At 59.7% G+C, this 15,287-nt stretch carries 11 protein-coding genes; 6 read left to right on the forward strand and 5 right to left on the reverse strand.

The annotated features are described in order from the left end of the window. The 5 genes from METAL_RS07950 to METAL_RS19890 all read right to left on the reverse strand — a co-directional run bounded on the left by METAL_RS07950 (position 1) and on the right by METAL_RS19890 (position 5,619). Positions 1–267 (reverse strand): hypothetical protein, encoded by a 267-nt coding sequence (locus METAL_RS07950; protein ID WP_157203450.1) that lies wholly within the window; start codon positions 265–267, stop codon positions 1–3. 27 nt (positions 268–294) lie between these two features. Further along, positions 295–720, reverse strand: a complete 426-nt coding sequence (locus METAL_RS07955) for a response regulator (RefSeq protein ID WP_005371237.1) — start codon at positions 718–720, stop codon at positions 295–297. Positions 721–1,115: 395 nt separating this feature from the next. Further along, positions 1,116–2,819 carry a SulP family inorganic anion transporter gene (locus METAL_RS07960; protein ID WP_005371242.1) on the reverse strand — a complete coding sequence of 568 codons (1,704 nt, stop codon included), beginning with the start codon at positions 2,817–2,819 and terminating at the stop codon, positions 1,116–1,118. A 303-nt stretch (positions 2,820–3,122) separates the two neighbouring features. Further along, complete coding sequence (locus METAL_RS07965) at positions 3,123–4,373, reverse strand: NAD(P)/FAD-dependent oxidoreductase (protein ID WP_005371245.1); 1,251 nt, start codon at positions 4,371–4,373, stop codon at positions 3,123–3,125. A gap of 157 nt (positions 4,374–4,530) precedes the next feature. Continuing rightward, complete coding sequence (locus METAL_RS19890) at positions 4,531–5,619, reverse strand: MBL fold metallo-hydrolase (RefSeq protein WP_005371248.1); 1,089 nt, start codon at positions 5,617–5,619, stop codon at positions 4,531–4,533. A 524-nt stretch (positions 5,620–6,143) separates the two neighbouring features. Here METAL_RS19890 and METAL_RS07975 point away from each other — a divergent pair. The 6 genes from METAL_RS07975 (at position 6,144) to METAL_RS08000 (ending at position 15,164) form a co-directional block, all read left to right on the forward strand. After that, positions 6,144–7,607, forward strand: coding sequence for a DUF3375 domain-containing protein (locus tag METAL_RS07975; protein ID WP_005371250.1), 1,464 nt, complete (start codon positions 6,144–6,146; stop codon positions 7,605–7,607). Further along, the gene (locus tag METAL_RS07980) at positions 7,604–8,365 is read left to right on the forward strand and encodes a DUF4194 domain-containing protein (RefSeq protein ID WP_005371252.1); all 762 of its coding nucleotides are present in this window, start codon (positions 7,604–7,606) and stop codon (positions 8,363–8,365) included. The genes METAL_RS07975 and METAL_RS07980 overlap by 4 nt, the downstream gene beginning before the upstream one ends. Next, entirely contained in the window at positions 8,358–11,711 is a 3,354-nt protein-coding gene (locus tag METAL_RS07985) for an ATP-binding protein (protein WP_005371253.1), read from the forward strand. The genes METAL_RS07980 and METAL_RS07985 overlap by 8 nt, the downstream gene beginning before the upstream one ends. Then, positions 11,708–12,910 carry a DUF3322 domain-containing protein gene (locus tag METAL_RS07990; protein WP_005371254.1) on the forward strand — a complete coding sequence of 401 codons (1,203 nt, stop codon included), beginning with the start codon at positions 11,708–11,710 and terminating at the stop codon, positions 12,908–12,910. The genes METAL_RS07985 and METAL_RS07990 overlap by 4 nt, the downstream gene beginning before the upstream one ends. 298 nt (positions 12,911–13,208) lie before the next feature. Then, on the forward strand, positions 13,209–13,790 hold the full coding sequence (locus METAL_RS07995) for a sigma-70 family RNA polymerase sigma factor (protein WP_005371256.1): 582 nt from the start codon (positions 13,209–13,211) through the stop codon (positions 13,788–13,790). 390 nt (positions 13,791–14,180) lie between these two features. After that, positions 14,181–15,164: a FecR family protein gene (locus METAL_RS08000; protein WP_005371257.1), complete on the forward strand. Its 984-nt coding sequence runs from the start codon at positions 14,181–14,183 to the stop codon at positions 15,162–15,164. Positions 15,165–15,287: the final 123 nt, after the last annotated feature.

Genomic DNA, 15,287 nt, shown 5'->3' on the forward strand with positions numbered 1-15,287 from the left:
TCATCCTTGGCCGGAGTCGGCCTGCAAGTTGGCCAGCAGGGCCTGCAGATCGATTTCCTGGATGCTGGAGAATACCGATGAATAAGTCGTCGGCTCGGCATCGGTGGTGGTGATGCTGACTCTCGCATCCTGACCGTCCAGGCTGATCGAAAGCGCCAGATAATCGCTTAACGCATCGGATTCCGCATCGATCAACAGGTCTTGCAGGCTCAATGTCTCCTGCGTTTGAGTCGGGGGCGCCTCTTGGCCGCTTTGCAAATCTTTCATTTCCATTCTTTCTATTGTTAGCTCTTGTTAGCCGGTACCGAGCGATTCGTAACGGCGGTTCTGTAATCGCTGCAACAGTTTTGCAACCAATCTCCGCGAAATCCAGGCTTCGCCGTTCACTACCGCGCCGATCAGCTTGCCGACGAACTTTTCCGCGTCGCCGAGTTCGAGATAGCCGCGCGCGCCTGCCTGAAGGCAGTCGAGGACGCTGTCGTCTTCGAGTCGCGAGCCGGTCAGAATAATCGGGCTGTCGGGAATGATCCGGTATAGGTATTCGATGCAGAGAAAAACCTCATCTCTCAGTAATCCGAAACTTACAAAGACGAGAGCGGGTTCAGAAGTTTCAATGAAGCGAAAAGCGGCAAGCGGATCGTCAAAAAACTGTACGGTAACTCTATCGGTAGGGATCAGACGGGCCAATGTTTCTTGATGATCGATAATCACAATGTCCATTCTTCCGGTTCCCATACGCCGATTGTTCGTAAACGGCGATAGTTTACCGATTTTTCGAGGTTTGTGAATTGTACAAAAGTACTAAGCCCGATGGCAAAACCGAAGGCGAATCGGGATGAAAGCGGCTTGAGAGGACGGGGCGGAGGCCCTTGCCCGCCCTTCGGCGGAGAGGATAGGATCCGGCAAGCGTTTTGAACCGGCTGCCGTTTTGTTTCGGAATGCGCGCGATCGACGCCTTCCCGGCTTGGGTTACACTCCAAAGGGCACAAACCGTTGTAGGGTACGCTGTGAGTACCTTTTTCCCGATGGTGCGCACAGCGTATCCTACAACTATAACGCGCGCAGCGCGGAGGAACGGTCAAGGGGGCTTTCGGGAAGTGGTTTTTTGCCACATGCTAAGCCAGTTCATTGACCGCATCCTGGGTCCGAAAAAACACCTTGCCGGGTTTCAGATGGCCGAGAAAGTCGGTCTTCTGCAGCTTGTCGAGCACCGGGCCTTTCGCTTCGGAAAGATGCAGCGTGATGTTCCGGTTTTTCAAGGTATCGTTCAGGCCTTCGATCACTTCGAGCGCAGTGCTGTCGATATAGCTGACCGAGGCGAAGATCAGCACGATATGCCGGATGTCCGGCTGGCGCCGCAATTGGTCGGTAATGAATTCCTCGACATAGTTTACGTTGGCGAAAGTGAGGTTTTCGTCGACGCGAAGCAGCAGCAGGTGCCGCCAGGTTTTCACTTCATGGCGTTTGACGTTGCGGAAATGCTCGGTGCCCTGGATGCGTCCGACCACGGCGATGTGCGGATGGCTCGTGATTCTGAGGTAGCTGATCAGGGTCAGGACGATGCCGAGCGTGATGCCTTCCTCGATGCCGAGCACCAGCACGCCGAGCAGGGTGACGCCTTCGGCGAGGCCGTCGCTGGCATCGTAGCGCCAGGTGTCGACGATGTTTTTCAACCGGATCAGCGGCGTGATCGCGACCAGAATGATCGCGGCGAGCACCGATTTCGGGATGGCGGCAAAATAAGGGCTGAAAAACATTAACGCCAGCGCGACGAGACCGGAGGCCGCCAGCATCGCCAGTTGGGTCCGCGCGCCGGCGGAAAAGTTGACCATTGTGCGGCTGAAGCCTCCGGCCACGGCCATGCCGCCGGACAGGGCCGAGGCGATATTGGCCGCGCCGAGGCCGAACAATTCCTGATTGGGCCGGATTTTTTCGCCTTTGAGGTTCGCAATCGCCTTGGCGATCGCGACGCTTTCGACATAGGCGACCAGGGCGATCAAGACGGCATAGGGCAGCAGAAGCCGCCAATGGGCATAATCGCCCATATCGAAGCGCAAAGCGGGAAGTCCGGCCGGAATTGGACCGACTGTGGCGACGCGGTAATCGGTATGGAGATCGAACCGGTTGACCGCCGCCGCGCCGAGGGCGACCGCCAGTAACGGTCCGCATTTGCTGACGGCGGTAATCCAGGCCGGTTTCATGGCGGTTTTTTTGAGCAGGCCGGTGAGCGGCCTGCCGAACAGGATCAACAGGGAAAGCGCGCAAAATCCGGTGGCCGCGGCAGCGGGATTGGCCGTTCGTACAGTGTCTGCGTAGCAGCCGAGACTCCATGTACAGTCGAATTTTGCCAATCCGAGCAGCGGCGGCAGCTGACTGAATACGATCAGGATCGAGGCGCCGCTGGTAAAGCCGGTCAGCACCGGATGGCTGATGAAATTAACGAGGCTCCCCATGCGCAACAGGGCCATCAGCAGCAGAATCATCCCGGTTTCGGCGGCCAGCATCACGGCGCTTTGTTCGGGCTGATGCAGGGCGCTGATCTCGGGCGAGGCGAGCGCGCTGGCGATCATCACCGCGGCGATCGATACCGGACCGACCGACAAGGTCCGGCTGGTGCCGAACAGCGCATACAGCATCGGCGGCAAAATGCTGGCATAGAGTCCCAGTTGCGGCGGAATCCCGGCCAGCAGCGCATAAGCGATGCCTTGCGGCACGAGCAGGATGGCCGTGATCGCGCTGGCGAACGCGTCGCCCTGGAGATCGCTCCGGGAATAGGTTTTGAGCCAGCCGAAAATGGGCAGAAAGTCAGTCGGGCGCATCGAAAACAAATAGGTTAGTGACAAAACCGGTCAAAAACAATTTTTCAGCAAGGACCGCGGTTGCGGCCGCGGATGGATCGTTCCTGAAAAACGTCTTCAAGATCGGAATCAGGCAAGAGCCGGCTGGAAAAGCGCGGAAGGCTGCAATGCATCGCGGAAGGCATTCCCACGCAAAGGGCGTGGGAACGTTGCTGAGTATGGGGCCGGATTTAGCGCTGCGGATGCGCCGGGTAGAAAGGGGGCTGAATTGCCCGGCGATGGCTCCGCGTTTTTCTTGCGCCGTTTGTCCGGAGCCTTTCTCGCTTATTGTTCCTTCAAGAATTTTTCCGCATAGCGGGTCTTGTGCGGAATGTCGATCCGGTAGCCTTTCAGCATCAAATGCCAGTACATCCAGGGAAAACCGACCTTTTTCCCCCACCACCAGATCCAGCGGTTCATACGCGGATCCAGGAGCGGGAACGAAGGCGTCACCTTGCCGCCATAGGAAAACTCGGCCAGCATCACCGTGCTCAGCGAAGTCGTCAGCGGGCAGGAACCGTAGCCGTCGTATTGGCTTTCCACACCGGCGCTTTTGATCAGGCGCAAAATGTTGTCGACCACGACCGGCACTTGTTTGCGGATTGCTGCGGCGGTTTTTGCGTTCGGAGTCGAGGTCGCATCGCCCAGGCCGAAAATGTTCGGATATTTGTTGTGCTGCAGGGTATTTTCATTCACGTCGACCCAGCCGGCCGCGTTCGCGAGCGGGCTGCGCTTGACGAAATCCGGGGCGCTTTGCGGCGGCGTTACATGGATATAGTCGAATTTTTTCTCGACCCGCTGTTTATTGCCGTCGCTGTCGGTCGTTTCGAAAATCGCGGTCTTGTTCGGGCCGTCGATCTCGACCAGATTATGGTTGAAACATTTTTTGATGCCGTAGCCGTCGACCACTTTCTCCAATGCCTTCGCGAAAAACGGGATCCCGAACATGGCCGGACCCGCATTGCAGAACTCGATCGTGAATTTGTCGAGGATGCCTTTCTTCCGGAAACGGTCGGCCGCCAGATACATGATCTTTTGCGGCGCGCCGGCGCATTTGATCGGCATGGTCGGCTGGGTGAACAGCGCGGTGCCGCCTTCGAGCGAGCGGATGCACTCCCAGGTATACTCGACGGTTTCGGGCGAATAGTTGCTGCTGACCCGGTTTTTGCCGAGCGTTTCCTTCAGGCCTTTGATCTTGTCCCAATCCAGTTGCAGGCCGGGGCAGACGACCAGATAATCGTAACTGACCGTTTCGCCCGAACGCAGCGTGACGGTGTTTTGTTCCGGCTGGAAGCTTTCGGCATAGTCCTTGATCCAGTTGACCTTCGGGTTGATCAGGTCGGCTTCGTTGCGGGTGGTTTTTTTCAGGGTGTATTCGCCGCCGCCGATAATCGTGAAACCCGGCTGGTAATAATGCTTTTCGGAAGGTTCGATCAGGCCGATATCCATTTCCGGCCGTTGCCGAAGCAGGTTGTTCGCGACCGACACGCCGGCAGCGCCGCCGCCGACGATCAGAAGGGTATGGTGTTGCGACATAAAATCTCCTCGCTTGAAGTTTCTTATTGGTAGAAGCAAAGCCTCTTTAATCTCTCAGGTATCCGTAGACTTTGCCGGACGAACGTCCGATCGTCCGTCCGGCTTCACTTTTACGCTAAACTCGGCTTAAGTCAACCGGCATTGCGGATTTACCGCATCAGAGGCTTTTTTGCCAGGCCTCGTAACCGCCGGCAATCGACAGCACGTTCGAATACCCCAGGTTTTGCAGGGTTTGCGCGGCCAGCGCCGCGCGGCCGCCGGTCCGGCAGTAAACGACGACGGTTTTCGACTTGTCGGCCAGTTCCGGCGTGGCGCCAACTTTGAACTCCAGTACGCCGCGTGGAATCGGCAGCGCGTTGTCGATATGGCCGGCCGCATATTCGCTCTCTTCGCGCACGTCGACCACGGCAACGCCGCTCTGGTTCAGCAACTGCCTGGCCTTGTCGATGCCGATTTCGGTGATCCGCTCTTTGGCTGCCGAGACCAGATCCTGCGCGCTGATCATAGCCCGTTCCGGCCGCGTCGAATCGCGCCGCGCCACCGCGTCCTGCCGCTCGTCTTCGTCCAGGCCGCAGTAACGGTTGGCCGGCACCGCTTCATCGATCAGCCGGGGTCTTGGCAGATTCAGATTGTTCATGATCTCGATGAATTCCTCGCGGGTCTTGCCGGCCAGGCGCGGATTCGTGATGCGCTCCTGCATGATGCTGCTGACCCAGCGCTGCTGGTAGTCGTGCCCCGGATAAACCAGGGTTTCGTCGGGCAGAGTAAATAGTTTCCGGGTGATGCAGTCGTACAGCGCGCCCGCATCGCCGCTCTGGAAGTCGGTGCGTCCGCAGCCGCCGATGAACAGCGAGTCGCCGGTAAACACGCGGTCCCGCCACAGGAACGAGACGCTGCCTTGGGTGTGGCCGGGCGTCGCGATGACCTTGATTTTTTCGCCGTTGCCGAATTCCAGCACATCGCCGTCCTGCAATTGCAGATCCGCGCCGATGGCGCCGCACAACTGGCCGACGCCGGTTTCCGCGCCGAGTTTTTGCCTCAGCAGGCCGCTGGCGGTGATATGGTCCGCGTGCACATGCGTTTCGAGCGTATATTTCAGCTTCAGGCCGTGCTCGTCGAGCAGGGCGATGTACTCGTCGATATGCGATTTGACCGGATCGATCAGCACCGCTTCCTTGGCGTCGGTATCGGCGATGAAATAGGTGTAAGTCCAGGTTTCGGGGTCGAATAATTGTTTGAAAATCATTTTGCTTCTCCTCTTGTTATTAGGAACGATACCGCTAGATTATCGTTTAAATGAATGCTGTTGTGTTAGCAGCAATGTGCGTGCCAACTTAAAAACGTTCGAATAGGCGCTTTGAAAATACTCGGTACTTTTCGGCGCAAAAGATTGAGTCTCGGTTCAATTTACAGGCTGAGGATGGATTGATGCCGTCCGGCGGGAAATTTGAGTGAAGCGGCCCGGCTTTAGAAAACTGCGGATACCGTTTCTGATTAGAGGTACTTTGGTGTCTCATTGTGTTTCACAGAGACATGAATGTGTTTCATATGACCATCATGAAACAGATTAAGTGCGTAGGCCGGGTTAGCGATAGCGTAACCCGACGTTTCGAAGCCGTGGGTTCGGGATTTTCTCGTTCCGTATGCGTTCCCACGCCGGAACGTGGGAATGGCCTTTTCACTCAGGGAACAATACAGTCCGGGGAAAAGGTCGATAAATCCCGTTCCGCATACGCTATAATCGGCGGACTCTGATTTTAACGGAATTTAATGAGCTTTCACGAATTAAACGCCCGCTTCCGCCGTCTGCACAAGGAACACCCCGCCTGGCGCCTGCTGCGGGCCGACCATGCGCCGGTGATACTGGCGTTTATCGCCGATTTGTTCGAAGACGACAACGAAGTGGCGTTCGGGCGCGCCCGAGCCGCTCTGGACATGGAACTCGAACGGCTGCGCGAACAAGGAAGTCTGGACAGCAAAGAGAATGCGCCGGGTTACCTGCGCCAATGGATACAGTCCGGCTGGCTGCGCGAGTTGGACGACCGCCTGAGCAAAACTGACGCCTGCGAAGTGGCGCTGCGTTTCTGCCGGCAACTGGACCAGCGCGAGAGCGGCGCCACCGCCTCGCACCTGCGCATCGTCCAGGATGCGGTGCGCGATCTGTCGGTCGCGCTCAGCCCCGATCCCGGCGAGCGTACGGCCATCCTGGAAGCGCGCAAGGCCGAGATCCAGCGCGAGCTGGACGACTTGCAGGCGGGCATCGTACGCGAGTTGTCGGACAGCGAACAGCGCGAACGCATCGTCGAAATCTATCAATTGGCTTCCGTATTGACCGGCGATTTTCGCCGCGTCGAAGACGACATCCGCCGGCTCGACCAAAGCCTGCGCATCGAGATGATCGAATCCGGCGGCGGCCGCGGCGCGGTCATCCTGAAACTGCTGGAACAGGAACGGCTGCTGGCCGACAGCGATGCCGGCCGGGCCTTCGACGGTTTTTTCCAATTATTGTGCGATCCGAATCGCAGCACCGAACTTCGCGAGCAATTGAAGACGATCTTGATCCGCCCGGCCGCGAAACACCTGAACGACACGCAGGCGCGCTTTCTCGGCAAATTGATGCGCGAATTGAACAAGGAAAGCGATCGCGTGTTCCGGGTACGCCGCCGCACCGAGGAAAAACTGCGCCAGTTCGTCGAAAGCGGCGCGGCCTCCGAAATGCGCGCGGTCGACCGTTTGCTCGGCAGGCTCGAAAGGCTGGCGGTCGGCTTCAAGGACGCCGCGATTCCGCTCCGCCACGACACCGGCCTGGCGCTTGCGAGCGGCACGGTCAAAATTTCTTCGCCGGCCAGCCTGCGCCTGAAAATGCCGGAAGAACAATTGCATACGCGCGGCATCGAAGCCGAGCAAAACGCTTCGACGCCGAGCGCGGCCATGCTCGAGCAGTTGCATGCGGTGCAGGTGATGCAGATCGCCGAAGGCATGCGCAACATTGTGCGCGGCAGCCGCATTCCGTTGTCGGTCGCGGACGTCCTCGAACGCCGGCCGATCGAGGCCGGACTGGAAGAACTGGTTGCCTGCCTGCGGGTGGCGCGGGCGGTCGGCGCGGCCGAATTGAGCGGCCGCCAAACGGTAAGCATCGCCGATCGCCAGGGCCGCCGATTCAAGGCCGAGATTCCGCATTACCTGCTCAGCGCCGAGCAGTTTCCCGAGCGGCTGGAAGAATTGCAATTATGACCCGCGAATACCGGCAAACCCATTTTTTCGACATGTTGCTGAATCCGGCCGAAGCGGAGGAAGTGCCGCCTCCGCCCGTGCCGGAAAGCGAGCCGGAGACGGAGCCCGAAGAGGAGGCCATGCTGCCGCTCGCACCGCTTGCGGTCGAAGACCAGCAGCAAGGACGCTTGCCGCAGGAAGCGCGGCGCGCGCTGATCGCGCTCATGCGCCACGGCGTGGTCATGGCCGAGAACAAGCGCCTGTTGTTCGAGGCGCTGTGCCGTTACCGCGCCGGCATTCAGGAACATCTGGCCGACATGAACCTGCGCCTGTTGCTCGACGAAAAGGCCGGCATCGCGATGCTGCTGGTGCAGGGCGGCGATGACGGCGGCGACGAAGACGAAGAAGGCGCTTCGCTGATCAACCGGCGCACTTTGTCGCTCTACGATACGCTGCTGCTCCTGGTGCTGCGCAAGCATTACCAGGAACGCGAAGCCGCCGGCGAGCAGCGCGTGATCATCGATACCGAACGCATCGAAACCGCGCTGCGGCCGTTTCTGCCGCTGACCAACAGCAGCCGCAGCGACCTGCGCCAATTGAACGGCGCCTTGAACACTATGAAGGACCGGCGCATCCTGGCGGCGGTGCGCGGCGAGGACGACCGTTACGAAATCACGCCGGTGATCCGCTACGTCGTGAACGCAGCGTTTCTGGAGCAAATGCTCGGCGAATACGCCCGCCTGGCCGAACGGTCCGGCAGCGAGACGAACGATGAATGAAATAACGCAAATCGCCGACCTGTACGATTGCGGCGCGATCAGGCTGCGGCAATTGTCGGTCTACAACTGGGGTTCGTTCCACGGCCTGCATACGGCCGCCATCGATCCCGACGGCACTCTGATCACCGGCGACAATGGCGCCGGCAAATCGACCCTGGTCGATGCGCTGATGGCGCTGCTGCAGCCGGCCGGCAAGGCGGCGTTCAACGTGGCCGCCGCGCAGGGCGACCGCAGCGACCGGAGTTTGATGTCGTACGTGCGCGGCAGTTTCGGCAGCGCCCACGACGGCAGCCAGACGCGGGTGCGCAGCAAGCGCGAAGGCGCGGTTGTGACCGGCCTGTGCGCGAATTATGTTGCCGAGGACGGCGCCGAGATGGCGCTCGCGGCGCTGTTCTGGATCATCCATGCCGGCGGCGGCCTCGGCGATCTGAAGCGGGTCTACCTGGTCGCGCGCCGCAAACTGGCGCTGAAAGAATTGCTCGACGCGTTCGGCGACGGCGATCCTCGGGCATTGAAAAACTTTTTGAAGGACGATCCGGCCATCACCAACTGCGACGATCGCTTTTCCGAATACCTGGAAAGCTATCGGCGGCTGCTGCGCATGGATAACCCGAACGCGCCGGCGCTGCTGGCGCGCGCGTTGGGTTTGAAGAAAATCGACGATCTGACCGCACTGATCCGCGAATTGGTGCTGGAGCCGAGCAGCGTGCGCGAAGATGCGCGCAAGGCGGTCGGCGAGTTTGCCGATCTGGTCGGTATCCACGAGCGTTTGCTCGACGCCCGCCGCCAGCGCGATGCGCTGGCCGAATTGCCGGCGATCGAAAAGGACCTGTTTCGCGCCGAAAGTGAACTCAAACAGCTCGATGCCGAACTGCAGGGCTTGCCGGTCTGGTTCGGCGAACAATGCGCGGCGCTCTGGGCCGAGCGCGTCGAACGGATCGAAGATCGGCTGCGCGCGGCGAAGCAGGTATTGGCCAAACTGGAACAAGAGGTAAAAGACGCCGAAAGCAACGCGGAACAGCGCCACGCCGATTATCTGCAGGCCGGCGGCGAACGAATCGAAGCGATCAAAAAAGACTTATCCGTCGCCGAAGACAAACTGCGCGACACGACCCGCCGCGCCGCCGACTACCAGCAGATCGCCGGCGCCTTGCAGTTGGATAAAACGCTGCAGGAAGCGGTGTTTGCCCGGAATCGGCAACAGGCCGCAAATGCGATCGAACAAATCGAACAGGAAAAAACCCAAGCGCAGGATGCGTTTGCCGAGCAGGCGGCCAAATTCTCCAACGCGCAGCAGCAACAGCGCGACCTGCAGGAAGAAATCCGCGCGATCGAAGCGCGTCCCGACTCGAACATCGACAGCAAGTTTCAACAACTGCGCGACGAAATGGCCGAAGCGCTGGGGCTCGCACGCGAGCAACTGGTGTTTTTCGGCGAATTGCTCGACGTGAAGGACGAAGAGCGCGCCTGGCAAGGCGCGATCGAACGCGCGCTCGGCGGCCTGCGCACGACTTTGGCGGTGCCGGAAGGCGAATATCCGTTGGTCACCCGCTGGCTGAACCAGCGCCACACCGGCCTGCATGTGCGTGCGCAGGTCGTGCGCGCTTCGAACGACAAGGCAACGTTCAAAACCAACGGCTATCTGCGCAAACTGGCTTGGCGCGAGCATCCGTACCGCGACTGGCTGAAGCAGCATCTGGCGCATTTCGACCTCGATTGCGTCGCTTCGACCGAAGCACTCGACCGCACGCCGTTTTCGCTGACCCAACAGGGCCTGATGCACCTCGAAAAAGGCCGCTTCGAGAAAAAGGACCAGCAGCGCATCGACGACCGCCGCGCCTGGCAGCTCGGTTTCTCGAACAAAAACCGCCTGGACGCGTTGAAGCAGGAGGCCAAGGCCCTGGCCGAACAACTGGGCGTTCTCGACAAGGCCGCCGCCGAAGCCCGCACAAGGCTCGATGAAGTCGGCAAACGCAGCCGGCAGTGGGAAAAACTCGGCGAATTCCGCTGGGCCGAAATCGATGCGCCGTATTGGCAGGGAAGAACCGGGCAACTGCAAAACGACATCCGGCAACTGGAGCAGGCCGGCGGCGATCTGGCCAAGGCGAAAGCTCGCTGGGACGAGGCCAAGCAGGCGCTGCAGCAGTTGCAGACAAAGCAAGGGCAACAGATCGCCGAGGTCGCCGGTATCGGTAAAGACCGGCAAAGCGCGGCGGCCCGACAGGAACAGGCGCAACGCTTGGCGGCGGCAGGGCTCGGCGACGATTTGCGCGCGGCGTTGCGCGGCAAAACCGGCGCGCTGAAAGACGAACAACTGGACGATGCGGCCAAAATTGAAGAACGCCATCGCCGCGGCCTCGAACAACAGCGCGATGCGGTACGCGGCCGCAAAGACCGGGCAGGCCGGAGCGCGATCGGCATCATGACCGGTTTTCGCGCCAAATGGGAAGCCTTGACCGCCGAATGGGGCGCGGACCTGGCCAGCCTGTCCGAGTATTTGCACCATCTCGGGCAACTCGAAAAAGACGGCCTGCCGGCCTTGGTCGAAGAATTTCAAAAACGCCTGAACAAGCACACGACGCAATCGCTGGCCGCGATCCGTCAGCGCATCGATTCGGAGCGCGAAGAAATCTACGAACGCATTGAAACGATCAACCGGGTGTTGGCGCGGACCGAATTCAAGGCCGGCAGCTTCCTGCGCCTCGGCATTCAAAACGATCAATACGAGCATGTGCTGCATTTCAATCGGCTGTTGCGGCAGGTCATGGAGCAATTGACCGGCGACGATCACGAGGCGCGGTTCGCGGTGTTGCAACAGGTGATCGAAATTCTCGACAAAGCCAGCAGCTCGGCCAGCGCCTATACGCTCGAAAGCCTGCGCCTGCTCGATCCGCGCCACCAGTTGTCGTTCTATGCGGAAGAAATCGGCCTGGAAGACGGCGCGATCCGCGACGTATTGAAATCGTCGAGCGGCAAATCCGGCGGCGAAAAAGAATCGTTCGCCGGCACGATCGTCGCGGCCAGCCTGGCCTACGTGCTGACGCCGGACGGCTACGACCGTCCGGTCTACAGCACCGTATTCCTCGACGAAGCGTTCTCGAACACCGCCGAGGCGGTCAGCCGCCGGGTGCTGCGCATCTTCAAGGAACTGCACATCCACGTAAACCTGATCACGCCTTATAAAAACCTGAATCTGGCGCGCGAATCGGCGCGTTCCCTGATCATTGCCGAACGCGATGGCGCGACGCACGAAAGCCGGCTTTGCGAGGTGACCTGGGAAGAAATCGACCGACGCCTGCAGCGGCAAGCCGGCGAACTCGACATCGTGCTGGCACCCGAAACATGAAGCCGTGGGGATTGCCGCCCGCGGAAGCCGTTGCCGAGATCAAACGGCGCGAATGGGATCATGCCCGGAATTTGCGCGGACGCCTATGCGGAGAGCGCCCGTTTCCGCTGCGCATGCTGCTTAAGGCGCCGACCGAAGACCAGGCGCTGGCCGATCTCGAACATTTCCGGCAATTCATCGCCGGCTGGAAGGCCTGGCGTTTTCCCGAGCAACTGGAATGGCAACGCAAAAAATTCCCGCACCTCGGCGAACACGACGTGCCGGTGGCCTTGCAAATCGGGTCGATGCCGGAACTGGTCGCGCTGCTCGGTCCGGAAGCCCAAGTTAGAAGCCGGCTCTGGGAAGAGCGCATGCTGCCTCTGCTCGCCATCGATACCCGTTTGTCGAACGCCTTGCTCAAACATCTCGACGTCATCGAAGACATGGCGGCGGACGATGCCGTTCTGCTTGCGAAATGCCTGCCCCAACTGCGGCCGGGAATGGGGCAGGGCGCTTTTTTGCGCGCGCTGCCGCTCGAACATGTGGATACCAAATTCGTCGAGAACTATGCCGTCCTGCTCGGCGACCTGCTGGATTGCCTGTATGACGGTACGGCAACCCAACCGGACGGGCTGCTCGGCTGGCTGGACTGCCGCGAAAATCCCCGCGGCTGGCTGCAAGTGCGGCCGCTTTGTCGACAAAGCCGGGAGCGGCTGGCCGGGCTGCCGCTGTTGCAACTCGATACGCAGACTTTACGATGCCATCCGCTGCCGGCATCCTTCATCCTGGTCGTCGAAAACGTCCAAAGCGGCTATGCGCTGCCCGAACTCGACGACACGATTGCGGTATTCGGCGGGGGCGGCAATACCGCCTGGATGGATGCGGATTGGTTGGGTGCTCGGCAAATCGGCTACTGGGGCGACATCGACAGCGCGGGGCTGATGTTTTTAAGCGATGCGCGCCGTCGCCAGCCGCATGTACAGGCGCTGATGATGGATGAAGCCACCTTGCTGCGGTATCGCGAGCGTATGGTCGACGAGGAGAGCCCTTGCCGGCGGACGCCCGCTTGCCTGACCGCCGCCGAGCTTGGCTTGTTCGAACGGCTGCGCGACGGCTTTTACGGCAGGACGCGCCTGGAGCAGGAACGCATCGCGCCGGACCATGCCTTGCGGCAACTCCTGGACTGGCTGGAGACCGGCAGAAAGCGGATTTTAAGTTAGCGCCTATGGGTGTGAAACCCCGTCCCCGCTCAGTTGTTCAGAGATTCCTTAAGTTGATGCATATGGCGGGTGACGTCAGGACCCCCCAACAAGCAGCGTTCACCGGTCGAATTGTTGGGGGTTCGTAAAGCTCATCCCAACGGCACTGCGGTATTTGACGCATCGTGTGCGGCATTTCACACACGGAAGCGGGCGCTTGCAATCGTCGCTGCGGGGAAAAGCCAGTCTGTCCGGCAATTGTTTGGTCAGGCACGAAAAATGCTGTGCTTAGGCTTTTAAAAAAATCCCTGGCCAGCTCATGACCGATTTTTCCAATCTTTCTCAGCCGTTATGCGGCACCGGCACGGATGCTTCCGAAGATCCGGAAGGCGTATCCGACTTCACCCTTCAGCATATCGCCGATTTTATCCAGCAGCATAGGGGCGAACTGAGCCGCTTTATCATTAGGAAAGCGGGTACCGAAGATCATGCTCTGGATATTCTGCACGACGCTTTTCTGCGCATGAACGGCCATCCGCGTCCCGAGACGGTCGAAAATCTGCGTGCGTTCGTGTTTCGGATTGTCGCCAATTTGGTCATCGACTGTCAGCGCCGCTGCCATAATCGGCTGCCGCACGAGGTCGACGAAGAAACCTGGCAAAATATTCCCGAACGCCTGCCCGGCCCGGAGAGCCGCTATCAGCAGCAGCAACGGCTCGATGCGGTCAATCGGGCCTTGGCCGAACTGCCGGAAGCCTGCCGGCTGGCTTTTTATCTGAACCGGGTCGACGGCTGTAGCCACGTCGAGATTGCCGCACGCCTGGGCATCTCCGAAAGCATGGTCGCCAAGCATCTGGCGTCGGCGATGAAACATTGCCGCGGCCGCTTGAAAAATTACTGAACGAGGCGGCGTTTTTGACGATAACGCAGGCGTTGGCTTGGTTCTGAAAAGCGCCGTTGAATAGGTAAAAGCGCGGGCGGGCTTTCTCGTATTCCAATGCCGTTGGTTAAGGGGGAGAATTCGTCATTCCGGCAAGGAATGCCGGAGTCCAGGTGCTAGGGATGGCGAGCTTTAATACATCCCTGTAGTCTGGATCTCGGCAATCCATGCCGAGATGACGGTAACTTAACAGTCATGAAAATCACCGTTCACCCTTCGGAATGAAAATGTATTTTCACGGTAACGGCATTGCCTCGTGTTTCCCCGTTTAACGGCTCAACTGCTTTATAATGGCAACAATTCTTTATTGATCCGTCATAATAACCATCATAAAAGTGTCCCATTATCGCCATGTCCAAAGCCCCGGTTTCAGAAATTACCGCCCTATCCGATCAGGCCATCGATTGGGTGATCCGGCTGAATTCCGGCAAGGCGGCCGCTGAGGATTTTGCCGAGGCCAAGGCTTGGCAAAGCCGCAGTCCCTCGCACCGCAAGGCGTTTGCCGAGGCCGAACAGCTGTGGTTGGAGATGGGGAACGCCATGCTGGCGAGCGCGCCGCCTGCCGCCGGCCTCCGGAAAATCCCCGCCGGAACCCGGCGCGGCCGATCCCACGGCCGGCAATGGGCCGGTTTAGCCGCTGGCCTGCTTCTGGCCGCGTCGGCGATTCAGTTTTTAGGCTTCGGCGAACGTTGGTTCAGCGATTATTCCACCGGCGTCGGCGAGCAGAAACATGTCATCCTCGCGGACGGCAGCCAGGTCGCGCTGAATACCGACACCGCGTTCTCGGTCGCCTTCGACGCCGCCGGCAGGCATATCGCCTTGCATCGCGGGCAAGCGGTATTTACCGTGGCCAAAGATCCCGCCAGGCCGTTTGAGGTCGCCACCGGCACCGCCGTCGTCAAGGCCTTGGGCACCGTATTTGAGGTTTGGGAAGATAGCCGGGGCACGCGCGTGACGGTCGAGGAGCACGCCGTCGGCGTCAAAGGACTTGATGACAAGGATTATCCGGAATCGAGCCGGGTCAATGCCGGACAGCAAGCCCGCTACAGCCCGGAACACGGATTCGAAGCCCCTGTTGCGATCGACCCCAAGCAGATGTCGGCCTGGCGGCGCGGCAAGCTGATCTTTAAAAACCAGCCGTTGGCGGCGGTGGTCGCCGAATTGGATCGCTATTATCCCGGCCGCATGGTGATCGTCAACGGCGGGCTCGAAACCTTGCGCGTCACCGGCGTCTTTCCCGTGGGCGACCCCGCCGCCGCGTTGGACATGATCGCCGACATTCTGCCGGTCAACATCACCCGCATCACGCCGTGGCTGACGTTGCTCCGGGGATGATTCACTCCCCTCTTTGAAAAAGAGGGGCCGGGGGAGATTTATCAAACAAATCCCCCTCGATCCCCCCTTTTTCAAAAAGGGGAAGTTATTTCTGGCGAAATCCTAAGCGCCCTGATTCCGGCT

Source organism: Methylomicrobium album BG8 (assembly GCF_000214275.2).
Lineage (GTDB): Bacteria > Pseudomonadota > Gammaproteobacteria > Methylococcales > Methylomonadaceae > Methylomicrobium > Methylomicrobium agile.

Bases quoted from the DNA above. Each gene is read 5' to 3' on its own strand.
- METAL_RS07975 (WP_005371250.1), top strand. From the start codon at position 6,144: ATGAGCTTTCACGAATTAAACGCCCGCTTCCGCCGTCTGCACAAGGAA.
- METAL_RS07985 (WP_005371253.1), top strand. From the start codon at position 8,358: ATGAATGAAATAACGCAAATCGCCGACCTGTACGATTGCGGCGCGATC.
- METAL_RS07955 (WP_005371237.1), bottom strand. From the start codon at position 720: ATGGACATTGTGATTATCGATCATCAAGAAACATTGGCCCGTCTGATC.
- METAL_RS07990 (WP_005371254.1), top strand. From the start codon at position 11,708: ATGAAGCCGTGGGGATTGCCGCCCGCGGAAGCCGTTGCCGAGATCAAA.
- METAL_RS07960 (WP_005371242.1), bottom strand. From the start codon at position 2,819: ATGCGCCCGACTGACTTTCTGCCCATTTTCGGCTGGCTCAAAACCTAT.
- METAL_RS07965 (WP_005371245.1), bottom strand. From the start codon at position 4,373: ATGTCGCAACACCATACCCTTCTGATCGTCGGCGGCGGCGCTGCCGGC.
- METAL_RS07980 (WP_005371252.1), top strand. From the start codon at position 7,604: ATGACCCGCGAATACCGGCAAACCCATTTTTTCGACATGTTGCTGAAT.
- METAL_RS19890 (WP_005371248.1), bottom strand. From the start codon at position 5,619: ATGATTTTCAAACAATTATTCGACCCCGAAACCTGGACTTACACCTAT.
- METAL_RS08000 (WP_005371257.1), top strand. From the start codon at position 14,181: ATGTCCAAAGCCCCGGTTTCAGAAATTACCGCCCTATCCGATCAGGCC.
- METAL_RS07995 (WP_005371256.1), top strand. From the start codon at position 13,209: ATGACCGATTTTTCCAATCTTTCTCAGCCGTTATGCGGCACCGGCACG.
- METAL_RS07950 (WP_157203450.1), bottom strand. From the start codon at position 267: ATGAAAGATTTGCAAAGCGGCCAAGAGGCGCCCCCGACTCAAACGCAG.